This window comes from Lacrimispora sanguinis (genome assembly GCF_044987295.1).
In the GTDB taxonomy this organism is placed as follows: Bacteria; Bacillota; Clostridia; order Lachnospirales; family Lachnospiraceae; genus Lacrimispora; species Lacrimispora celerecrescens_B.
Genome location: NZ_CP173277.1, coordinates 587,465 through 608,169 on the forward strand (window position 1 = coordinate 587,465; position 20,705 = coordinate 608,169).

The 20,705-nt window shown below is 39.3% G+C and carries 25 protein-coding genes; 12 read left to right on the top strand and 13 right to left on the bottom strand.

Features of this window, described 5'->3' with window-relative positions:
* The first annotated feature begins 2 nt into the window (after positions 1-2).
* Both ACHZES_RS02740 and ACHZES_RS02745 read left to right on the top strand, forming a co-directional pair.
* Positions 3-188 (top strand): hypothetical protein, encoded by a 186-nt coding sequence (locus tag ACHZES_RS02740; RefSeq protein ID WP_395547975.1) that lies wholly within the window; start codon positions 3-5, stop codon positions 186-188.
* A 971-nt stretch (positions 189-1,159) separates the two neighbouring features.
* Positions 1,160-2,218 carry a tyrosine-type recombinase/integrase gene (locus ACHZES_RS02745; protein WP_038284500.1) on the top strand — a complete coding sequence of 353 codons (1,059 nt, stop codon included), beginning with the start codon at positions 1,160-1,162 and terminating at the stop codon, positions 2,216-2,218.
* Positions 2,219-2,222: 4 nt separating this feature from the next.
* Here ACHZES_RS02745 and ACHZES_RS02750 read toward each other — a convergent pair whose 3' ends face one another.
* Positions 2,223-2,402, bottom strand: coding sequence for a hypothetical protein (locus ACHZES_RS02750; RefSeq protein WP_395547974.1), 180 nt, complete (start codon positions 2,400-2,402; stop codon positions 2,223-2,225).
* Between the two features lie 180 nt (positions 2,403-2,582).
* Here ACHZES_RS02750 and ACHZES_RS02755 point away from each other — a divergent pair, with 180 nt between their 5' ends.
* The 6 genes from ACHZES_RS02755 to ACHZES_RS02780 all read left to right on the top strand — a co-directional run bounded on the left by ACHZES_RS02755 (position 2,583) and on the right by ACHZES_RS02780 (position 6,963).
* On the top strand, positions 2,583-2,900 hold the full coding sequence (locus ACHZES_RS02755) for a helix-turn-helix transcriptional regulator (RefSeq protein WP_038284496.1): 318 nt from the start codon (positions 2,583-2,585) through the stop codon (positions 2,898-2,900).
* Positions 2,901-3,011: 111 nt separating this feature from the next.
* On the top strand, positions 3,012-4,073 hold the full coding sequence (gene arsB, locus ACHZES_RS02760; protein ID WP_395547973.1) for an ACR3 family arsenite efflux transporter: 1,062 nt from the start codon (positions 3,012-3,014) through the stop codon (positions 4,071-4,073).
* Between the two features lie 34 nt (positions 4,074-4,107).
* Positions 4,108-4,296, top strand: a complete 189-nt coding sequence (locus tag ACHZES_RS02765; protein ID WP_154520627.1) for a hypothetical protein — start codon at positions 4,108-4,110, stop codon at positions 4,294-4,296.
* A gap of 148 nt (positions 4,297-4,444) precedes the next feature.
* On the top strand, positions 4,445-4,822 hold the full coding sequence (arsD, locus tag ACHZES_RS02770; RefSeq protein ID WP_038284490.1) for an arsenite efflux transporter metallochaperone ArsD: 378 nt from the start codon (positions 4,445-4,447) through the stop codon (positions 4,820-4,822).
* 1 nt (position 4,823) lies between these two features.
* Positions 4,824-6,560, top strand: a complete 1,737-nt coding sequence (arsA, locus tag ACHZES_RS02775; protein ID WP_395547970.1) for an arsenical pump-driving ATPase — start codon at positions 4,824-4,826, stop codon at positions 6,558-6,560.
* A 13-nt stretch (positions 6,561-6,573) separates the two neighbouring features.
* Positions 6,574-6,963, top strand: coding sequence for an arsenate reductase ArsC (locus tag ACHZES_RS02780; RefSeq protein WP_038284486.1), 390 nt, complete (start codon positions 6,574-6,576; stop codon positions 6,961-6,963).
* 101 nt (positions 6,964-7,064) lie between these two features.
* On the opposite strand, the gene ACHZES_RS02785 is transcribed toward ACHZES_RS02780, so the two are convergent.
* On the bottom strand, positions 7,065-7,658 hold the full coding sequence (locus ACHZES_RS02785) for a 50S ribosomal protein L25 (protein WP_038284485.1): 594 nt from the start codon (positions 7,656-7,658) through the stop codon (positions 7,065-7,067).
* Positions 7,659-8,123: 465 nt separating this feature from the next.
* On the opposite strand from ACHZES_RS02785, the gene ACHZES_RS02790 reads away from it, so the two are divergent.
* Together ACHZES_RS02790 and ACHZES_RS02795 are read left to right on the top strand one after the other, a co-directional pair.
* A complete protein-coding gene (locus tag ACHZES_RS02790) occupies positions 8,124-8,372 on the top strand; it encodes a helix-turn-helix transcriptional regulator (RefSeq protein WP_395547969.1) in 249 nt (82 codons plus the stop codon).
* Positions 8,373-8,724: 352 nt separating this feature from the next.
* On the top strand, positions 8,725-9,807 hold the full coding sequence (locus ACHZES_RS02795) for a YdcF family protein (RefSeq protein ID WP_395547968.1): 1,083 nt from the start codon (positions 8,725-8,727) through the stop codon (positions 9,805-9,807).
* Between the two features lie 418 nt (positions 9,808-10,225).
* On the opposite strand, the gene ACHZES_RS02800 is transcribed toward ACHZES_RS02795, so the two are convergent.
* Positions 10,226-10,504 (bottom strand): hypothetical protein, encoded by a 279-nt coding sequence (locus ACHZES_RS02800; protein ID WP_038282060.1) that lies wholly within the window; start codon positions 10,502-10,504, stop codon positions 10,226-10,228.
* A gap of 86 nt (positions 10,505-10,590) precedes the next feature.
* Positions 10,591-11,886, bottom strand: coding sequence for a hypothetical protein (locus ACHZES_RS02805; protein WP_395547967.1), 1,296 nt, complete (start codon positions 11,884-11,886; stop codon positions 10,591-10,593).
* 236 nt (positions 11,887-12,122) lie between these two features.
* On the opposite strand from ACHZES_RS02805, the gene ACHZES_RS02810 reads away from it, so the two are divergent.
* Positions 12,123-13,052, top strand: coding sequence for a S9 family peptidase (locus ACHZES_RS02810; RefSeq protein WP_154520622.1), 930 nt, complete (start codon positions 12,123-12,125; stop codon positions 13,050-13,052).
* Between the two features lie 151 nt (positions 13,053-13,203).
* On the opposite strand, the gene ACHZES_RS02815 is transcribed toward ACHZES_RS02810, so the two are convergent.
* Together ACHZES_RS02815 and ACHZES_RS02820 are read right to left on the bottom strand one after the other, a co-directional pair.
* Positions 13,204-15,153 (bottom strand): GTP-binding protein, encoded by a 1,950-nt coding sequence (locus ACHZES_RS02815; protein ID WP_395547966.1) that lies wholly within the window; start codon positions 15,151-15,153, stop codon positions 13,204-13,206.
* 150 nt (positions 15,154-15,303) lie between these two features.
* Positions 15,304-15,603 (bottom strand): LysM peptidoglycan-binding domain-containing protein, encoded by a 300-nt coding sequence (locus ACHZES_RS02820; protein ID WP_395547965.1) that lies wholly within the window; start codon positions 15,601-15,603, stop codon positions 15,304-15,306.
* Between the two features lie 180 nt (positions 15,604-15,783).
* Between ACHZES_RS02820 and lexA the strand changes: the two genes are divergently transcribed.
* Positions 15,784-16,404, top strand: coding sequence for a transcriptional repressor LexA (gene lexA / locus ACHZES_RS02825; protein ID WP_154520619.1), 621 nt, complete (start codon positions 15,784-15,786; stop codon positions 16,402-16,404).
* Between the two features lie 277 nt (positions 16,405-16,681).
* Here the strand turns inward: lexA and rsfS are convergent, their stop codons facing one another.
* The 7 genes from rsfS to ACHZES_RS02860 all read right to left on the bottom strand — a co-directional run bounded on the left by rsfS (position 16,682) and on the right by ACHZES_RS02860 (position 20,703).
* Positions 16,682-17,044 (bottom strand): ribosome silencing factor, encoded by a 363-nt coding sequence (gene rsfS / locus ACHZES_RS02830; RefSeq protein ID WP_089988582.1) that lies wholly within the window; start codon positions 17,042-17,044, stop codon positions 16,682-16,684.
* The gene (yqeK, locus tag ACHZES_RS02835) at positions 17,041-17,637 is read right to left on the bottom strand and encodes a bis(5'-nucleosyl)-tetraphosphatase (symmetrical) YqeK (RefSeq protein WP_154520618.1); all 597 of its coding nucleotides are present in this window, start codon (positions 17,635-17,637) and stop codon (positions 17,041-17,043) included. The genes rsfS and yqeK overlap by 4 nt, the downstream gene beginning before the upstream one ends.
* Positions 17,634-18,251, bottom strand: coding sequence for a nicotinate-nucleotide adenylyltransferase (gene nadD / locus ACHZES_RS02840; RefSeq protein WP_038282045.1), 618 nt, complete (start codon positions 18,249-18,251; stop codon positions 17,634-17,636). The genes yqeK and nadD overlap by 4 nt, the downstream gene beginning before the upstream one ends.
* A gap of 35 nt (positions 18,252-18,286) precedes the next feature.
* Positions 18,287-18,583, bottom strand: coding sequence for a ribosome assembly RNA-binding protein YhbY (gene yhbY, locus ACHZES_RS02845; protein WP_038282044.1), 297 nt, complete (start codon positions 18,581-18,583; stop codon positions 18,287-18,289).
* A 14-nt stretch (positions 18,584-18,597) separates the two neighbouring features.
* Positions 18,598-19,881 carry a GTPase ObgE gene (gene obgE / locus ACHZES_RS02850; RefSeq protein ID WP_395547964.1) on the bottom strand — a complete coding sequence of 428 codons (1,284 nt, stop codon included), beginning with the start codon at positions 19,879-19,881 and terminating at the stop codon, positions 18,598-18,600.
* A gap of 189 nt (positions 19,882-20,070) precedes the next feature.
* A complete protein-coding gene (gene rpmA / locus ACHZES_RS02855; RefSeq protein WP_025233055.1) occupies positions 20,071-20,361 on the bottom strand; it encodes a 50S ribosomal protein L27 in 291 nt (96 codons plus the stop codon).
* A 3-nt stretch (positions 20,362-20,364) separates the two neighbouring features.
* Positions 20,365-20,703, bottom strand: a complete 339-nt coding sequence (locus ACHZES_RS02860) for a ribosomal-processing cysteine protease Prp (RefSeq protein ID WP_038282041.1) — start codon at positions 20,701-20,703, stop codon at positions 20,365-20,367.
* Positions 20,704-20,705: the final 2 nt, after the last annotated feature.

Below are 20,705 nucleotides of genomic sequence, written 5' to 3' on the forward strand. Positions count from 1 at the left end.
CTGTGCCCCGAAAGTGGAAGAGTACCAGCTGGTTTTTCAGGGGAAAGCAGAAAACCTGGATTAAGATTGAGAAGATTAACCCTGAGAAGAATATTAGTGTAGGCAGTCTGCTGGTGATTACAACTGGAAAAAGTGTTAAGGAAGTAATTGATAAATCACAGTGCTGCTTTGCGTATGTTAAAAAGTGACAGAAGAGTAATACCATATAATTGTTTTATAAAGAGGTCAAATATTAAAACAAGGTCCAAAAACACCAAAACAAAGTGATATAGTTTTGTCGTTTTTTTAAGTGCAATACATGCTTAAACCATCTATAGAAATACAAAAAGCGAAAAAATCCATCAAGGATATATATTGTAAAGTGTGATATGACATGGAAATGTTCTGTGAAAGTCTGAGTAGATGGGAACGCAATCTGTCCCTATTGTAATGGAAGAGAAGTTATACGTAGAAAATCTTCTTTCAAAGCATTACATTCTAGTATGATAAAGGAATGGAATTTAGGTAATGGCTTTTTATTGATCCTGATGATATTATATAAAATTATTCAGGGAACGTTTGGTAGACTTGTTCCGAGTGTCGAAATTCTTATGCTATGAGTCCAAAAAGAAGTTATATTATCAAAAGAGGAAAAAGGTGCCTTGTCCAGATTGTAAAGGAATGCGCAGATAGATGCATCATTTTATAATATCATTGGACTGGATAATTCCAATATGGTATACTTAATGAAAAGTATCGAATGGTAAACGACAAAACAGCAGTAAAAAATTTTTTCGGTTATTTCGGTTAATAGCAACAGTGAATTTTTTTCGGTTATTATTATTTGCAGAAATGGTAAGATTAATATAGTGATTTCTAACTATTCGCGAAAGTCTAGTTTAACGAATAGTTAGTAATATAAACAACGGGTTTGGTAATTACTCAACATTTTTATAACTTAAAGGATTTTATCTCACATAATCTTGATTACTGTTATCCTATTATGCTATCACTCCTTACACTCTTTATACCAATGTACATAAAGCTCTTTAAACACCCCTGCCTAAGAATCAGACGATATATACTAAGTCAATTTAAATAATTATTGAGGTAAATATAAATGACTGGTCTTTCGGAAAACATTTATCAATCTATATAATATAAGAAACGAGGTCCAACTATGAGTTCTTCTCTCTCCTACCATCAGCAAAAAGATATTGAAAACGTAAAACACCTGCGCCAGTTGGTAAAGGAACTTCCCAATTTCTGCGGAGATTTCTTCAGGGGAATTGAACCACGTACTTCTTCCAGAACCAGGATCGCTTATGCTTATGATCTAAGAGTATTTTTTGACTTTCTAATAAAGGAAAACCCTGTTATAGGTAAACTTCAGGTTCAAGATATTACTTTAGACCACCTGGATTCACTTCGGGTTGTGGACATCGAAGAATACATGGAATATTTAAAATACCGTTTTAATGATAAAAATCAGGAAGTAACCAACAAAGAACGAGGAATCATGCGAAAAGTCTCTTCTTTAAAGAGCTTCTATAATTATTATTACCGAAATGAGCGGCTTCAAACAAATCCCGCTGCTCTGGTGCAGCTTCCAAAGCTGCATGAAAAGGATATTATCCGGTTGGATATTGATGAAGTAGCTCTCTTGCTTGATGAAGTAGAAAGTGGGGAATCTTTAACAGAGAAGCAAAAGGCTTATCATGCGAAAACCAAGATCCGTGACCTGGCCCTATTGACTCTTATGCTCGGAACTGGGATCCGGGTATCTGAGTGTGTCGGACTTGACGTCGATGATATTGATTTAAAAAATGGCGGGATCCGGATTCATAGAAAGGGAGGAAAGGAAGTCACCGTATACTTTGGTACTGAAGTTGAGGATGCCCTTCTTGATTATCTGGACGAACGCAGTTTCGTCATTCCTGAGGAAGGTCATGAAAAAGCCCTCTTCCTATCCCTTCAAAAGAAACGGATCGCAGTCCGCAGCGTTGAAAATCTGGTAAAGAAATATTCTAGACTCGTAACACCTTTGAAAAAGATCACACCACATAAACTGCGAAGCACTTATGGAACAAGTCTGTATAAAGAAACCGGGGACATCTATCTGGTTGCAGATGTTTTAGGACACTCAGATGTCAACACCACCAAAAAACACTACGCTGCTTTGGAAGACGAACGCCGGCGCAGTGCCAGAAATAAGGTAAAACTACGTGAAACAAATTGACAAATTATAAGTAAAAAACTAAAAATAATTTTTTGTTCAAAAACTCACGCCGCTGAAAAGCGGCGTTTTCAATTAGCCTAGAGGAAATTTGGCGTTTACTTGAATATTGATTACTATCATCTTCTATCAACTTTTTAATTCGGGCAAGCATAAAATCTACTTTTTTACATGATTCCTCTTCCATATTCCCGTCTCCACCAAGTCCATCTCATATAATACTATCGTAGGCCCTCTCCTCTTCCAAATAGTCCGTGCTCCAGCTCCGACTTAAAATATAGAATAGATAAAAAATAAAACTATATTGACATTTCTATTCTTACAGCATACAATAATATATAGAAAAAATTCTATGTGAGGTTGTACTATGGAAGAAAAATATATTGAGAATGCCAAAGTCCTTAAGGCTTTGTCCGATCCAAAACGATTACGAATTGTTGATATGCTTTCTTGCGGTGAACTGTGCGCCTGTAATATTTTGGAGAGATTTCATATTACCCAGCCAACCCTATCCCATGATATGAAAGTATTGATGAGCGCTGGTTTAGTGAAAGCAAGGCCCGAGGGTAAATGGATTTATTACTCATTGAATGATGAACGCCTAAAAGCTTTTTATCAGCAATTAGGGGAGATATTCACTTCAAAACCCGATTGCATTTGCCATCGTAAAGGTGGTGATATATAGATGCATTGCTGTCACCGCAGCTGTCGGTGTCATGTTCCTTAGGGAAATTTGGCACCGATAAAAAATTTGTCGTTATATAGAAAAAATTCAATATGACAGGAGTATAATTATATGAAATCCGAAAAACAAACAGGTATAGGTTTTTTTCAAAAATATCTTACCGTATGGGTTATTCTTTGCATGGTAGTGGGGGTAATAATAGGAAAATATTTGCCAGCTATTCCTGCTTTTCTGAATCAGTTTGAGTATGCCAAAGTATCTATACCGATGGCAGTTTTAATCTGGCTGATGATTTACCCTATGATGATGAAAGTAGATTTTCAAAGTATTAAAAATGTCGGAAAAAATCCCAGAGGGTTGTATGTCACATGGATTGCTAACTGGGTTATTAAGCCATTTACAATGTATGCATTAGCTTCACTTTTTTTCTTTGTAATTTTTAAAGCATTTATTTCGCCAGATTTGGCAACGCAATATCTGGCAGGAGCGGTACTTTTGGGAGCTGCTCCATGTACTGCGATGGTTTTTGTGTGGAGCAGCCTAACGAATGGGAATCCTGCTTATACCGTTGTACAGGTAGCAACAAACGACCTTATTATTTTAGTAGCCTTTGTACCCATTGTAAAATTCCTGCTTGGTGTTTCCAATGTTGCGGTACCGTGGGATACTCTAATTTTATCGGTAGTGCTGTTTGTAGTAATTCCGCTGTCAGGTGGAATGCTGACCCGTACACTGGTCATTAAAAAGAAAGGTGAAGAATATTTTAGCAATTCTTTTGTTAAAAAATTTGATGGTATTACAACGATAGGACTATTATTAACGCTTGTACTGGTTTTTGCGTTCCAAGGCGAAACAATAATCCGCAATCCACTACACATTGTCTTAATCGCTGTACCTCTGATTATTCAGACGTTTCTGATTTTCTTTATCGTTTACTATGCTGCCCGACTGCTGAAGCTGCCCTACTCCATTTCCGCACCAGCTGGAATGATCGGCGCATCAAACTTTTTTGAACTATCTGTCGCGGTGGCAATCGCCCTGTTTGGTACCAGCTCCGCCGCTGCGCTTGCTACTACCGTTGGGGTTTTGACTGAAGTACCCGTAATGCTTTTTCTTGTGAAAATAGCAAATAAAACCACCCATTGGTTCCCAGAACCCAATGTCAAACAATAGCTTTAGCAGGGTCACATTGATAAGGAGGATTTATATGGTTGGAGAATTGAGCATTAATAACATGAATGATGTGTCAAACAACCAGCAGGCTGTTTATAGGCTAAATAATATGAACAGTACCACAAATGATATAAAAACTCCATATAGTTTAAACAATATGAATGGAGTATCAGAGGATAGCGCAAAGAAGTACAACGTAAACAATATGTGTGGTTTAAGCTGACCCAAAAGTAATGGTTATAGATGGTATCTTGCGTACAATTTATGGAGGGGTCCCGCATAATAGCCTCCCCTACACGCTTCCTGCTAATCTAGAACGCTTCCTCACGGGACGCGATTCTAAAATAAATTTAATGAAAGAAGGTAATTTTATGAAAACAATGCAAATTTTTGAACCTGCTATGTGCTGCTCGACTGGACTTTGCGGAGTAGGGGTTGACCCAGAATTGCTTCGTATCTCTACTGTACTTGATACGTTGAAAAAGCATGGCGTAACCGTTGATCGCTTTAATCTCAACAGCGCACCTATGGAGTTTGTGAATAATAAAGTCGTGAATGACTTCATTAACGACAAAGGTCCGGACGGTTTACCCGTTACCGTAATGGACGGAAAGATCGTTTTGACCGGCAAATACCCCACCAATGCGGAGTTTACGGAGTGGTTAGGCCTACCTGCCGACCTGCTGGGAAAACCAGTGGAAAAGGCACAAAGTAGCGATAGCTGCTGCTGTAAAGGGGGTTGCTGCTAAAGTGAATTTGTTCGACCCTCGTACTATCAGACTTACAAAATACCTTTTCTATACTGGCAAGGGCGGCGTTGGTAAAACCAGCGTTGCCTGCGCCACTGCTGTATCTCTGGCAGACAGCGGTAAGCGGGTGCTGCTAATCAGTACCGATCCAGCCTCTAATTTACAGGATGTGTTCTCACTAGAGCTAACAAACAAGGGGACTCCGATTCCTGATGTGCCTAATTTGTTTGTGGCAAATCTCGACCCAATACAAGCCGCTGCAGAATATCGGGAAAGCGTCATTGCTCCTTATCGTGGCAAACTTCCTGGCGCTGTTCTCGCTAACATGGAAGAACAGCTTTCCGGTTCCTGCACTGTGGAGATTGCAGCGTTCAATGAATTTTCCAATTTTATCACAGACAGCAAGGTACAAAAGGAATATGACCATATTATTTTTGACACCGCACCCACCGGTCACACTCTACGTATGCTTCAGCTTCCATCAGCATGGAGTGACTTTATCAGCGAGAGCACTCACGGTGCGTCCTGTTTGGGCCAACTTTCCGGCTTGGAGAGCAAAAAAGCAATTTATAAGGAGGCTGTGGAAACTCTGGCAAATGGGAACCTGACCACATTAATTCTTGTAACACGCCCAGAAACATCACCGTTCAAAGAAGCAGCACGGGCTTCCGGCGAGCTTTCTTCACTAGGGGTCCGCAATCAAATGCTGATTATCAATGGTGTGCTGACTGAATATAGCGATTCGCTTTCTTTGAACCTGTATGAAAAACAGCAGGCAGCACTTAGCGTTATGCCCGATAGTTTACAAACGCTGCCTCTCCATATGGTACCCTTACGTGCCTATAACGTCACAGGGCTTGAAAATGTGCGTGCTTTACTGAATACAGATCATGTAACTGTACACACCGAAACGCTAAACGCCGTTCATGTACCCACGTTGAATCATGTGATCGACGAACTGGCAGCAAGCGGTAAGCGCGTTATTTTTACGATGGGCAAAGGTGGCGTAGGAAAGACTACTATTGCTGCTGCTGTGGCTTTGGGCCTTGCAAAGTGCGGAGAAAAAGTTCATCTTACAACCACCGACCCCGCCGCACATCTGAAATTTGTACTGGACGAAAACTGCGGCATTTCTATGAGCCATATCGACGAGGCCGAAGAACTGAAAAAGTACCAGTCCGAAGTAATCGGTAAGGCCCGTGCGTCTGGTATGAGCGATGGAGATATTGCCTATGTTGAGGAAGATCTACGCTCTCCCTGTACTCAGGAAATTGCTGTGTTTCGTGCCTTTGCAGAAATAGTTGATAAAGCCGACGATCAGGTAGTGGTGATTGATACGGCACCTACTGGCCATACTCTTCTTTTGCTGGAGTCCACTCAAAGTTACAATCATGAAATCCAGCGAACAAAAGGTGAAATCCCGGAATCCGTTCAGAAGCTTCTACCAAGACTGAAATCTGACGAAACCGAAGTTCTTATTGTAACTTTGCCCGAAGCAACACCTGTTTACGAGGCATTGCGTTTGGAGGACGATTTGAAGCGAGCTGGTATATCTGCGCAATGGTGGATTATCAACCAATCCTTGTACGGCACAGGTACCACCAATCCTATGTTGGCAGCAAAGGCGGCAAATGAGGTAGAATGGCTTAATCGTGTTGATAAACATGCTGATGGTAAATTTGCATTAATTTCATGGAGTGCCGAAGAAATCAAAGGCGACCGTTTATTAACACTTTGAAAGGACAAATGATATGGTAAAGGTAGCATTTATTTGTGTTCATAATTCTTGCCGCAGCCAAATTGCAGAGGCATTAGGCCGCCATCTTGCAGGTGATGTTATGGAGTGCTATTCGGCAGGGACGGAAACCAAACCTAAAATTAATCAAGACGCTGTGCGCCTAATGAAACAGCTTTATAATATTGATATGGAAGCGACACAGTATAGTAAGCTCTTGTCAGAAATTCCGCCCGTGGACATCGTGGTGACTATGGGTTGTAACGTCCAATGCCCATTCCTACCCTGTAAGCGCCGTGAGGATTGGGGATTGAGCGACCCAACTGGAAAAAACGATCAAGAATTTATTGAAACAATCCGTGTTATTGAGACAAAAATTAGGGATTTGGCAAAAGAATTAAGCTGATAAAAGAAGCCGCCGTTAGAAACATACGCAACGGCGGCTTCTCACATATTCATCAGGCTCTTATAATATTTTCATATGAAAAGTGAATGCCGTCATTCCTCTTAACTTTCGGCCGCTTCACCTTCAACTGCTTCACGTATCTTAGAACCAACAACTGTTATCATTTTTTGTTCCGGATCAATAGTTGAGGTAAGTCCTTCCGGAAGTTTAACATCACTAAATTGAATACTTTCACCAGCCTCCATATTAGAAACATCAATTTCTATTTCATCGGGAATATCCTGAGGTAAGCCCTCCAGTAAAATTGAATCTATGGTACTGTTAATCAACAACCTTTTTGACTCAAGAAGTTCTGCTCCGGTAATTTTTATAGCCACTTCCTGTTTGATTTTTTCCGAAAAAGATACCATTTGAAAATCCAAATGAGCAATTTCGTTCTTAACAGGTTCAATGTGTATTTCTTTTGCCATTACGGTATAACTCTGTCCATCAGGAACAACCAGTTTAAAAATGCCATTCCGGCCAAACTCTTTCATTGATCTTCTAAATACATCTTTCTTAACAGCTATTGAGATTGAATCAACACCTTTACCAGCTATGTTTCCCAGTAAATATCCTTCTCTTTTTAACTGGTTATTGTCACCCTTTCTGGTACTTTTTCTTAACTCAACGTTCATAACTCCAGTATTTTCCATAGTTATAAGCCTCCTTGATTTATAATTATATTATGGCAATCATCTAAAATCTTATGATTCAATGATGAAAACCTGTTACCTAAATTTCAATGTGATTTAACATAACAAAATAAAATTGTCAAAAGAAAATATACATATCAAAGAAAATGTATTTCAAATAAGTTATCCTTGAATTAAATTTGAATTTATTTCTTTAATACAAACTTATTTTATTTATTATTTTAAAAAACACATAGAGTTTCAAATAACATATAATTAATAGTATAATATAAATCTGACAATTGTCAAGTTTTCGATTTGTATAACAGAAATTTTTCCTGATGAAGATATACAGCCACTGCTTGCCTTCGACAGAGTGGACCATGATCAGCGCTGCTTGCTTTAAAATATCATACTCCCTTAACAATATCGCACTTTCTCTTGCCGGTACGATAAAGATCTACAATCTGTTGCTTAAACTGGGTAGTGAAAGTACGTCTTGGTCTTCATGGTTTGTTTTCAGGCATAGGTTCTCAGATGTCATTCCCCGAATACATCACTGCCCAGAGAGTAGGAAAAGCAACAAAGCTGCTGGAGAATCCCGACCTGTCTATCATGGACGTAGCCATGCAGTCCGGCTTCTCCAGTCTCCCTTCCTTTAACCGGACATTTAAGCAGACAAACCACTGTACGCCTTCCCAGTCCAGGAAAATGTTCGACCACTTTCCGGGGTGAAGATTCCTGCACCGAAGTGCGACCGCTTGCGGACATCTTCCTCTGGAACTAAAAAACAGCAGCCAGGTTTTATCTTGACCGCTGTTTTTAGCGTGCTTTCACTTGCTCATATTAAGATCCTGACCACTTAATTCGCAATTTTATAGTACTGACGACTAAAAGAGATGATAATCACTAAACCCCTCCTCATAGCCTCTTGTAACCTGCAAAAATTCAAAAGAATTGATTGTTCGAAGAGTTTCTTGTATAATTATCTAAAGCTAATCAAATATTGATATATTATATATGGGTTTTCAAGCAACTACTTACTAAAATGAAAGTGCTTTTCTAGTAGGGAAATAGGAGGCATAGTATGTACATTTATCTAATTACAATAATCTATCTTGTGTTTTTTATATTTATCGTAAATAGAAACAGGGGATCATTACTTAATGGATTTTTGTTTTTTATATTATTAATATTAGGTGGCCTCTCTCTTGTAATGCTTGCAGATGTGTTTGACAGTACATTATTATTTTATCTTATTGCCTTTATTTCTGCTCTTTTGGTTCTTTTGTTATTGAGTGGAATATTTGTTATTTTACTTTTTTCATTTGGAAGTGCCTATTTCTTGATGAAAAGAGAAGGGCGAAGTTTATCTAATTTATTGAGTTTGCTTCTTGGTATCTGCATAATAGCCTTGATGATTTTAGGAATGATATCATTTCGAAACACAGACCTTAATAATGTATTTTCTTATGTAAAGCTAGTGGTCAATACGGTCTTATTCTACCTGATATTTATGTTTTCGAATTATTTGTTATCTTCTTTCGTGTATCAAGTTTATATTCCAATTCGAAAAAAAGACTATATTATTGTCTTAGGCTCTGGCCTTATCCATGGGAACAAAGTTTCTCCATTGCTGGCTGGGCGTATCGATAAAGCTATTAAAGTTTATCTGAATCAAAAAAGGAAAAGTGCTCCTCCTATCTTAATTATGTCAGGAGGGCAGGGTAAAGATGAGGCTATGCCGGAAAGTTGGGCGATGAAGCAATATGCGTTAGAACACGGTATACCTGAAAAATCAATATTAGTTGAAGACCAATCTAAAAACACCTATGAAAACATGTTATTTTCAAAGGTTCTAATCGAAAGTAAAGAAAAAGACCTTCGGCATACTCGAATTTTATTTTCTACTACAAACTATCATGTGTTTCGTGCAAGCCTTTATGCTAAAAAGGTTCACTTAAAGGCACAGGGAATTGGTGCTAAAACAAAATTTTATTATTGGTATAACGCTTTACTTAGAGAATATGTTGCTTTATTGGCAATGAAAAAGAAAACACATCTCATATGTATCGTCTTTTTATTATTTGTTGTTCTTAGTGCCACTATACTATTAAATAATGAAGATCTTCTATATAAAATCGCAAGAAAAACATTGAATTTACAGTGAAGAAAAATAAAAAAGTGATAATGTCACAGCCAGCTTCTGTAAAGCTGATTACAGACTTTAGACGAGCTAAATTCAATATCTTCTTTATTCATGAAAAAGTACACCGATACCAAAGTAACTACCTTTTAGCGATTGGTACTGCTCTATAAACTCCGTGTTATTCATGCCAGACTCCAACCGTTTTAGACTGTTCTACAACAAGGTTGATTTCGGGCATGTGTCGGAGCAAACATCATGGTGCACGATAATATTTGAAAACTGTCTAACTAACATATGATCTTTGAGTGCGCCTGATAATCGCTTTATAAAAGGAGTTACTTCTATTAAATCGGAGGCGATAGCGAGCATAAAATTTGGATTCACGCGCCATAGTACTTCACAGGTCACAATAAAAGTCCCACACCAACGGCTTCCTATCTCAAGATACGACGAGCAATTCCGAGCGTTTTTCAATACCCAAATCATATACTTTGAAAACTGCTTTGGGTTCTGCCAAATATATACCCGTTCCATAATACGGGGCCAGTTCCGGTGCTAATTCACCTAAGCTTTCATTGTTAAGACCGATCTTTTCAAGGACAAATCGCTCCATATACGTTTCGTCATAAAGCAAATCGTCTGGAATGGTGCGAAACTGCCTGACTAACTCGTCAACATTCTTTGTGATTTTAGACCCTGTTTTTCCTACCTTCTCCATTGCTATACTCCTCCTGAAATTTAAAACGATATAAAGGTGCAGTTCGAGAAACTCAAGTTCTTTGCACAATATTAAAAACCATTAACTTATTCTAATGGATTTTCAATATTTTCTATTATTTCCCCTCTATCACAGTGCTTTAAAAAGAAATAAAATGTTGAATCAATTATATTTATAGTACGTTGAGAGATATCATAATCAAATAATGGTGGCTGGATTTTCTTCGCTGTTTGCAACTTCGCTAAACTACTTAGCAGATACCCAATATCACTTGGTCTTATATCGGCACTTCTGTGATGGCGGCTTTTAATTAACTCTTCTATCTTTTTACGAGGCACCCCCATTAGAATAGTCGAAAAATCTACACTTAAGATTGCAACAACAAAGTAATAAGGCAAGAACAAAGGCTTTTTTTCCTTATCTTTAATATCTCTCTGCCCCTTTGCAATATCTTCCAGTGCACGAACATGTCTTGAAGAATAATCATCACATTTTGCTGTAATAGCGTGATCAAGAGTCATCTGGTCAACAATATATTTTCTTAATCCTTGTTTTTGTAATATCCCATTTTCCAAGCATAACAGTTTCAATAGCTCCTGAACAACTCCAATGCTTCCCATCGATTCCTCACAGAGTCTTAGTAATATTTCATCTGAAATTTCAATATTAAGCTCTTCCGCTCCCTTTTTAGCTACGCTAATAAATTCTGTGTTATCCCATGGTTCAACCGGTATTTCTGCTATCCTGTCCTGCAAATCACCGTTAAATTGAATAAGTCTGTTTTTCTCTTTCCATACACCTAAAATGATAAATCTTAATCCTAGCTCTTGAAAAGTGCGTAAATCAAACGCTAATTGCTTTTGGACATCACTAGAAAGATAATGAAAATTTTCAAGTATGACAAATTTATCAGAGTTAGCTTGTTTATACAAATCAAAAATGTCTTGTGGCAGCTCTAGGTTAAACTCTATTGATCGATAAGTAAGTTGCTGTTCAGCTGATGCATTAGCTTTTGCTGAACCTTCAACCTCCGCAGCCGCTAAAAATGGTAATTTCGATTTAATTTTTGCTACAGCTCCAATTTCAACACCGCCGCTCTTACTCTTCTGCTTATCAGTCAATATTTCGATACCAAGCTTTCTAAGTATCGATTTATAAATATCTGAGACTTGACTTTTGGGACTGCAACTAACAGCCAAGCAATCACTATATGGCAGATATTTACTAACCAAAGCAGTTTTACCTTGTTTTGATGCACCATAAACTATTATTTGTTTATCCGATCTTAATGCATTCTCAAATGCCCCATCAACTTCCTGGCGTTCAATATAGCTTAGCACAGGCATTCTGCTAACCCCAAAAACTTCTTCTAATTTGACCATATGTACCCTTCCCCCGTCACAATGTCATATGAATTTATTATACAATGCATTCTCTTTTTTAACAAACAATATATCCGTAACTTAGCAATAAACTGACTGAAAAGCGTATTAACATATGCAAAGGGCTGAAAATTATGAACCCTTTTATGTCTATCCAAAAATCCACTAGCCATAATGTATAAATAAAGGAATGATCTATTATAATAAATGAATTGAGATAATAGGAGGCAAATACAATGCATGAGGAGAAAATCGTTATCGGTGCTGAAACAAAGTATCCGCTAAACGGAATATTAAGCATTCCTATACAAACTGGCGGATTATTTCCAGCGGTTGTACTGGTGCATGGTTCCGGACCACTGAACATGGATGAAAAAATAGGGAATAATTATCCTTTCAAAGACCTTGCAGAAGGTTTATCTAAAAAGGGAATTGCTGTTTTGCGTTATGATAAGAGAACATTTATATATGGCAAAGAAATGAGAGATCGCCCAGAATTATCAGTTAAGGAAGAAGTTATAGAGGATGCTATCCTTGCCTCCGCTCTCTTACGTAAAGACTCACGCATTGATTCTGAAAGAATATTTATAATAGGCCATAGCATGGGAGGAATGCTGTCTCCGCGAATTGATGCGGAAGGCGGAAATTATACCGGACTAATTATCATGGGCGGAAGTACAAGGAAACTTGAAGATGTCATTATTGAACAAAATAACGAAGTTCTTAAATCACTGAATCGTTTTTTACAAGTGATCGCAGGAAAACAAATAGCAAAATTATCATTCAAACTTGAAAACATATATAACATGAGTGATGAAGAAGCAAAATCAGCATTGGTCTTAGGAAAATATGGGCGAGCCTACTACTTTAAGGAAATGGGCGAACATCCATTGGCTGACTATCTTAGTCCGTTAAATAAGCCGATGTTAATTCTGCAAGGAGATAAAGATTTCCATGTTTCCATAGAAAAAGACTTTAACCAATACAAAGAATTGTTAAAAGAAAAACAAAATGTAACTTTCAAACTGTACCATAATCTAAATCATTTGTTTATGCCTTTTATTTATGGAAAGATACAAAAGGCAAGAAAAGAATATAAGGTTGCTCAGCACATAGATGAGCAGGTTATAAATGATATTTCTGACTGGATTCTATCATTAGCCTGAAGCGGCAAGCAATTCATTGCCGCTTTTCTTTTTGCCGCTTATAATTAGCGATTAAGCCCCTTTACTCCCTATTATAAATAGGAGATCCGGACTTCAGAATCTTTATCAATAATTTATTAACTGTAGTTATGGTAAAAATAATAAATTACATTTATCTAAGAGTATGCATATATTCTTCCGCATGATCCCAATTAACTACAAATGAAGTCCCCTTCTGGCAGAATACAGAACAAGAAGGATTATTAATATCCTCATTTGGGTTATATTGATAATGATCAAGAACCTCGGCTTCATTATGACATCTATCATAATGAGAGAACATCATGGATATACTTCCCTTTCCTCCAGTCATTATCATCAATTCTTCACCGTAATTCATAAAAGAAGCAACAGGACCCAGCCCTCTTATTACAGTTCTCCCACTTCCATCCGGAACCGGAGCTTCGAACCGACCTGAATACTTTGTAATGTCCGTCAGTACCCTTCCGGTTAGAGGATCCGGGATTAATATCGTTAAGCTGTAATAAGGCTCCAGAAGCAGGCTTTTTGCCTTCATAAGGCCCTGACGAATCGCCCGGTATACTGCCTCCCGGAAATCTCCGCCTTCAGTATGCTTGATATGAGAAATTCCATCAACCAGGATAATCTTAATATCCGTCAGTTCCGATCCGGTTAAAACTCCTTTATGAATGGTCTCAAACACATGAGTACGTACCAGATTCTGATAATTGATCCCAAGTCTGTCCACATGACATTGACTCTCAAATGTAATCCCCGTTCCTCTCTCACTAGGTTCTAACCTTAATGCAACTTCTGAATAATGGCGAAGCGGTTCAAAATGTCCATATCCTGTAATCGGCTCCTCTATGGTTTCCATATATATAATCTCTGGTTGTCCAAAGGATATTTTCGTCTGGAATCTTTCTAAAACAACCTGTTCCAGAACCTCAAGCTGGATTTTACCCATGATATTCACTTTTAACTGCCGCAAAGACTCTTCCCATACCACACTTAACCCAGGTTCTTCTTCCTCCAGAATATGAAACATCTGTAAGATTGCCCGATCAGGTATCTCGGGTGAGTACAAGACTCTTGCCTGAAGGGTGGGTTGAAGTGCCGGGACGAGCATATCATAGCATTCCCCAAGCCCCTGGCCTGCTCTGGTAGTCCGAAGACCGGTGACAGCCACCACATCTCCTGCAGAAGCCTTCTGAAGAGCCGTAAAATGCTCACCCTGAAACACCCTTATCTGATGAACCTTCTCATCCGTTGATAAGGAATCTCTGACATTGAGAACGCCGCTTAATATCTTCATATACGTCATTCGCTCTCCATGTCCGTCATAACGGATCTTAAACACTCTTCCGCTAAATGGAGTTGATACTGGATAGGAAGCTTCTGTGGAATAGTAAAAGACATTAAGAAATGCTTCTATTCCCTCTCCATTTAAAGCGCTGCCGCCAAAACAGGGGAATAGTTTCCGGTTTTTAATCTGAGAAACCATGGCAGGTCTTAAGTCTTCAAAAGTAATACTTCCATTCAACCATTTATCCAGTAATGTTTCATCACATTCAGATACATTCTCAATCAAATCATCTGTCAGGGTACCCTCATTTCCCTTCTCAAGGCTAATGCTTTGAAAATCCAGGATATTGCAGGAAAAACGTTCTCGAATCTCAGTTAAAACCCTTTCATAAGATGCCGAAATCACATCAAGCTTATTGATAAATAAAAATACAGGGATATGATAACAATCCAGAAGGTTCCAGATGGCTTCCGTGTGCCCCTGAATTCCATCTGTGCCGTTAATCATCAGGACAGCATAGTCCATTACTTCCAAAGCCCGTTCCATCTCAGCTGAAAAGTCTGTATGACCAGGCGTATCAATCAGATAATAGGTATCATTGCCACGAGTAAAGCCGGCCATATCTGAAAATATGGTTATTCCCCTTGCCCGCTCAATGTCATCATGATCCATACATGCGTTTTTCGCGTCTACACGGCCCAGAGCTCTGATTACACCTTCTCTGTATAGTACCTGCTCTGAAAAGGTGGTTTTCCCAGCATCTACATGGGCTAAAATTCCAAAAGTTATCTTCATAATTATATTAAATCCTTTGACTATAAGAATAATTCTGAACTTCAGAACACCCCTTAAAGAGATGTCGCTTCTATTATTCTAAGATATAATTCCAATAAAATCAATGGATTTGAAAATAGCCCTTTCTGGTTTTTCCATTTATCTCGCGCTTTAATTCGATTCAGATGCAAAGTACACAATAGTCAAATACTGTCCGCTGTGAATGGTATCTTCTTTTAATCCGTTTATATTCTTTAATTCTTTTACATATTGGGCAGTAGTCATGCCGCTGTTTTCCAAATACGATCCGGCTATGCTCCATAAGCTGTCCCCCTTTTGGATCTCAATGCTTGTATAATACTTTTCGAATGCCAGTGTTTCCGTCTCTCCAGCAAGGGCATTCATAATAGAATTGCCAAAAAAATGTGAACCAAGCAAAACGACCAATGACAGTGCTATTAATTTCTTCATTATATGCTTACCTCCTTTAAAACAATCCCAAACAGAACATCCGTTCTTTTCCTGTCATTATCATATCACTACGAACATATGTTTGTCAATTGATTTTGCATTTTTTCGAACAAAGGTTTGCATTTTTATCGAACATATGTTACTATAGTTTTAATGAATAAGGATTGAGGAGGCCGCACCATGGCGCTAGAGAGAATTACCCCAAAACAGCAGGAAATTTTGGAATATATAAAAGAGACAATTTTAAAGAAGGGCTATCCACCGGCAGTCAGGGAGATCTGTGAAGCGGTCAGTTTAAAATCAACATCATCCGTCCACTCTCACCTAGAGACACTTGAGGAAAAGGGATACATAAGAAGAGACCCAACCAAGCCCAGGACCATCGAGATCATCGACGATTGCTTTCAGCTGACACGCAGGGAAGTTGTGAACGTACCGCTTCTTGGTACCGTAGCGGCCGGACAGCCTCTTTACGCTGAGGAAAACATTGAAAATTATTATCCCATACCAGCTGACATTCTCCCAAACGCCGAGACCTTTATGTTAAAAGTTAAGGGAAACAGCATGATCAATGCAGGCATACTTGAGGGTGATCAGATTATTGTTGAACACTGCCCTACAGCCCATAACGGGGAGATTGTGGTAGCATTGGTTGAGGATTCCGCAACTGTAAAGCGATTTTTTAAAGAAAAGGGACATTACCGCCTTCAGCCAGAGAACGATTCCATGGATCCGATTATTGTAGAAAATGTAGAAATTCTGGGTAAGGTAATCGGTTTATTCCGTTTGGGGATTCATTGAGATTTATAATTGAGAAACGTGAATTGCGGCCCATAGTTTACATAATATTTTTATGTAAACTATGGGCCATCTAAATTATTTATTAACTAATTATTGCAAGACTTGAAAATACTTGTAGCAAGATAATAAATAAAACAATCCGTAAAATAAAACAATCCATGAAATAAGACAATACAGATTCTTCAATAATAAAAACATTTCCATACTTCTACAGAATTCCATGAAAAAAACGGCCCACAGATTCTGTTAAGCCGTTTTACCCAATTAAATACCGTTTTTATGATAAAGCTTCCAATTCCTCAGCTCCAATTTTCTTTCCATCTCTCCAGATTCTTTCCAGATCATAGAACAAACGATTTTCACGGTCAAATACATGGACAATGATATCACCGTAATCCATGAGTATCCAGTTAGCGGACTGATAGCCTTCTACCTGTTTGCAGACAAATCCCTTTTTTCCAAGTTCTTCCTCTACATTGTCAACCATGGCCTGAACCTGATTTGCATTGTTACCGCTGGCAATAATAAAATAATCTGCCATCACAGATACTTTGCAGATATCAATAACTCTGATATCTTCCCCTTTCTTATCTGATAAAGCCGCATAAGCGGTTTTTACCATCTCAACTGACTGATTCATCCGTGTTCTCCCTTCTTTTCTTCGTGAACCTGCTTATAATAAACATATGCCTGCTTTGACATGGAGTCCACAAAATTGCCTTTTCCTTCCAGATAATCCAAGGTTCCCTTAAGGATCTGATAAACACACTCATCCAGATCTACAAACGCTATGGACCGCACAAGAGCTAAATTCGCCGCTCTGTCACGTCTGGGTTCAATATAATCCGCCGTAAAAACGATTTTTTCCAATAATGACATCTCTGCTTTCCCGGTGGTATGCCATCGGATCGCATTTATGATCTCCTCGTCGTTTATACGATATTTATGCTCTGCAAGCCATGCCCCATATTTCGCATGGAGCACAACTGGAGCTTTGAGTTCATCGTCAGTTAATGGTAGATCTTGTTTTCTGCATTTCCTGATAATATCTTCATCTCCATAAGGCTTGGCGCAATCATGAAGCAGTCCGGCCAGTTCCGCTTTATTTAAATCGCATCCATAGCGCATCGCCAATGCGGTGCAAATAAATGATACGCTGACCGTATGCTCAAACCTGGTAGGAGTTAATCTCCCCTTTAAATCACTTCTCAACTCTAAGATCAGATCTTTCATGCTTCTAACTCCTGATATAAACTGTGGGCTACGATATATTCACTAACCTCCCGCGGTACATAGTCTGCTATGGACTGCCCCCTGGCGATCATGCTGCGTAATTCCGCAGAAGAGATATCCATCTCCCCACAGTGAAGCGTACGGATATCCGCACCATATTTAGAAGCCAGATAAGCAATCTGCTTGTCCATGGAACGGTCCGCTTCCTCATATTCCCGCCGGGCAGCCAATATGACGGCCTGAGTCAACACCTGATCCGGCTCATACCAATTCTCAATTTCATATAAAGAATCAGCTCCAATGATGAAATAAAAGGAATGCTCCGGATATTCTTCATGCAGCAGTCTTAATGTCTGCGCCGTATACGTATATCCGGTTCGGCTTACTTCAAAATCCGAACAGACAAAGCCTTCATGATCTTTCACGGCAAGTTCCGTCATAGCAAGACGGGTAGCCGGTTCTGACACATTACGGCCCTTTTTATGAGGCGGATGTCCGGAAGGCATATACCAGATTTCTTTTAAACCATATTCCTTATATGCCTGCCCGCCAATCATTAAATGTCCATTGTGGATTGGATCAAACGTACCGCCCATAATGCCTATTTTACCCATAATCTTCGACTCCCTGACCCAAAAATGAAACAGGATTATTTTGGAAGGACGATCTTCCTCTTATTTTCCTCTTTCGCCTGCTTATAAAGGATAATCTTTCTTCCGATCACCTGAACGACCTCAGAGTGAGTTCTCTCTGATAATACTGCAGCAATGCTGCTTCCATCATCCAGGCAATTCTTTAGTACTGTAATCTTTATTAATTCTCTGGCTTCCAGTGCCTCTAAAACCCCATTGGTGATCTCTGGTGTCAGGCTAGACTTTCCGATCTGGAAGATAGGATCTATATTCATCGCCAATCCCTTTAAATAGGATCTCTGCTTACTTGTCATATTATTCTCCTCTGCTATTTGTAATAGTCAAATTCAAGACCATACATGCGGACCGTGTCTCCTTCTTCAATTCCCGCCTGTTCCAGCTCATCTAAAATTCCATTATCTTTTAAGAATTTCTGGAAGAAACTGAAGCCTTTTTCAGTATCCAGATTCGTATAGCCTAACATTTTATCAATGCGGGGGCCTTCAACCACGTAAACACCATCTTCTGTTACTTCCACAGAATAAGGAAGAAGTGCATCACCCAGGCTTCTAACATCGAATTCCTTTTCAAATACAATCGGACTTAAATTCACGGTCTGAAGCAGTTCATAAATAGCATATAACAGTTCTTTTACTCCCTTACCGCTTACAGCGGATATAGGATAAACCTTAACACCTTGAGGCTCAAATTCTGCCTTAAGCTTTTCAACCGGATCCTCATCGTCATCATATATCGCATCCGTCTTATTGGCTGCAATGATCTGAGGACGTTCCATCAGCTCCGGATTATAAGCCTGCAGTTCTTTGTTGATTGCATGGATATCCGCAATGGGATCTCTTCCTTCCGTAGATGCGGCATCTACCACATGAACCAGGACTCTTGTCCGTTCAATATGACGGAGAAAATCATGTCCTAATCCAACACCTTCAGAAGCGCCCTCAATAAGCCCTGGAATGTCAGCCATAACAAAGCCCTTTCCTCCATCTATATCCACAACACCCAAATGGGGGTTTAAGGTTGTAAAATGGTAATTGGCTATTTTCGGTTTTGCGTTGCTGACTCTGGATAGAAGTGTGGATTTTCCAACGTTTGGAAAACCAACTAGGCCTACATCCGCGATCACCTTTAATTCAAGCTGTACCCAGAGTTCCTGGCAGGCTTGTCCAGGCTGGGCATATTTGGGGGCCTGCATGGTAGGAGTCGCATAATGCATATTCCCCTGTCCGCCTCTACCACCTTTTAAAATAACTTCACGGCGGTTCTCGCCGGACATATCGGCAATAACTTTTCCGGACTCAAAATCCTTGATTACCGTGCCTTCCGGAACCTTGATCACAAGGTCTCCGCCGTCTTTTCCGTGGCATCGGCGTTTTCCGCCTGATTCCCCTTCTTGGGCAGTATATTTGTGAATATGCCTGAAATCACTTAATGTGTTAAGGCCTTCATCCACTTCAAATATAATATCACCGCCGCGGCCGCCGTCACCGCCGTCAGGACCGCCGCATGGAACATAAAGTTCCCTCCGGAAGCTGACATGACCGTCACCGCCTTTTCCGGATCTTATAAATATTTTTGCTCTATCGGCAAACATTCATTCACCTGTTACCTTTCTTTTCGACTAAAATTAGGGTTTAACCCTTCCTTTAAAGGGTTAAGCCCCTTTCTTAAAGGGTTCAACCCTAAATTGAGCATGAGCAGCGAATTTTTGAATACAGGCAACCAGGCAGGTCCTGTATTTTAAAAAACGGCTCCATACGTCTAAGGTATGAAGCCGGTCCAATTATTCGTTAATTGCCTTTGGATAAACAGAAACCTGCTTTTTGTCTCTGCCTTTTCTCTCAAATCTTACAACGCCATCCACTAAAGCGAATAATGTATCATCACCGCCACGGCCTACGTTGATGCCTGGATGAATGTGAGTTCCGCGCTGTCTATAAAGAATATTGCCTGCTAATACGAACTGACCGTCAGCTCTCTTGGCACCTAATCTCTTAGCCTCGGAATCTCTACCGTTCTTGGTAGAACCAACACCCTTTTTATGAGCGAAAAATTGAAGGTTCATTCTTAACATTACTTACACCTCCTTAAATCGGATTTTAATATATGGTTCTCCATATTCTTCTTCAATATCCTGTAATCCCAATACCAAAGAATTCATAAGGAGTTGTGATCCTGAACTGATATTTGAAGTAAAACGAAAATGAAAAGCACCTGACTTCTCTTCCTGATCCACTTCAAAGGAATCTTCAGTAAACTGTTCCACGCTGTTGGTCATATTAAATGTAAGTGCTGACACCGCAGCACAGACAAGTTCCTGTCCTTCCTGATGATCATCAGATAAACCGGCATGTCCCAACATCTGGATTCCCGCATAATGCTGTTCTGAATCAACCAATACGGTTACTCTTATCATAA

What these genes read in the sequence shown, in the direction of transcription:
- arsD (WP_038284490.1), top strand. Translation starts at nt 4,445, where the DNA reads ATGAAAACAATGCAAATTTTTGAACCTGCTATGTGCTGCTCGACTGGA.
- ACHZES_RS02780 (WP_038284486.1), top strand. Translation starts at nt 6,574, where the DNA reads ATGGTAAAGGTAGCATTTATTTGTGTTCATAATTCTTGCCGCAGCCAA.
- yqeK (WP_154520618.1), bottom strand. Translation starts at nt 17,637, where the DNA reads ATGAAAGATCTGATCTTAGAGTTGAGAAGTGATTTAAAGGGGAGATTA.
- ACHZES_RS02805 (WP_395547967.1), bottom strand. Translation starts at nt 11,886, where the DNA reads ATGGTCAAATTAGAAGAAGTTTTTGGGGTTAGCAGAATGCCTGTGCTA.
- yhbY (WP_038282044.1), bottom strand. Translation starts at nt 18,583, where the DNA reads ATGACAAGTAAGCAGAGATCCTATTTAAAGGGATTGGCGATGAATATA.
- rsfS (WP_089988582.1), bottom strand. Translation starts at nt 17,044, where the DNA reads ATGAATCAGTCAGTTGAGATGGTAAAAACCGCTTATGCGGCTTTATCA.
- ACHZES_RS02815 (WP_395547966.1), bottom strand. Translation starts at nt 15,153, where the DNA reads ATGAAGATAACTTTTGGAATTTTAGCCCATGTAGATGCTGGGAAAACC.
- ACHZES_RS02785 (WP_038284485.1), bottom strand. Translation starts at nt 7,658, where the DNA reads ATGGAAAATACTGGAGTTATGAACGTTGAGTTAAGAAAAAGTACCAGA.
- arsB (WP_395547973.1), top strand. Translation starts at nt 3,012, where the DNA reads ATGAAATCCGAAAAACAAACAGGTATAGGTTTTTTTCAAAAATATCTT.
- rpmA (WP_025233055.1), bottom strand. Translation starts at nt 20,361, where the DNA reads ATGTTAAGAATGAACCTTCAATTTTTCGCTCATAAAAAGGGTGTTGGT.
- ACHZES_RS02800 (WP_038282060.1), bottom strand. Translation starts at nt 10,504, where the DNA reads ATGGAGAAGGTAGGAAAAACAGGGTCTAAAATCACAAAGAATGTTGAC.
- nadD (WP_038282045.1), bottom strand. Translation starts at nt 18,251, where the DNA reads ATGGGTAAAATAGGCATTATGGGCGGTACGTTTGATCCAATCCACAAT.
- ACHZES_RS02810 (WP_154520622.1), top strand. Translation starts at nt 12,123, where the DNA reads ATGCATGAGGAGAAAATCGTTATCGGTGCTGAAACAAAGTATCCGCTA.
- obgE (WP_395547964.1), bottom strand. Translation starts at nt 19,881, where the DNA reads ATGTTTGCCGATAGAGCAAAAATATTTATAAGATCCGGAAAAGGCGGT.
- ACHZES_RS02765 (WP_154520627.1), top strand. Translation starts at nt 4,108, where the DNA reads ATGGTTGGAGAATTGAGCATTAATAACATGAATGATGTGTCAAACAAC.
- ACHZES_RS02860 (WP_038282041.1), bottom strand. Translation starts at nt 20,703, where the DNA reads ATGATAAGAGTAACCGTATTGGTTGATTCAGAACAGCATTATGCGGGA.
- ACHZES_RS02745 (WP_038284500.1), top strand. Translation starts at nt 1,160, where the DNA reads ATGAGTTCTTCTCTCTCCTACCATCAGCAAAAAGATATTGAAAACGTA.
- ACHZES_RS02820 (WP_395547965.1), bottom strand. Translation starts at nt 15,603, where the DNA reads ATGAAGAAATTAATAGCACTGTCATTGGTCGTTTTGCTTGGTTCACAT.
- lexA (WP_154520619.1), top strand. Translation starts at nt 15,784, where the DNA reads ATGGCGCTAGAGAGAATTACCCCAAAACAGCAGGAAATTTTGGAATAT.
- ACHZES_RS02755 (WP_038284496.1), top strand. Translation starts at nt 2,583, where the DNA reads ATGGAAGAAAAATATATTGAGAATGCCAAAGTCCTTAAGGCTTTGTCC.
- ACHZES_RS02750 (WP_395547974.1), bottom strand. Translation starts at nt 2,402, where the DNA reads ATGGAAGAGGAATCATGTAAAAAAGTAGATTTTATGCTTGCCCGAATT.
- ACHZES_RS02795 (WP_395547968.1), top strand. Translation starts at nt 8,725, where the DNA reads ATGTACATTTATCTAATTACAATAATCTATCTTGTGTTTTTTATATTT.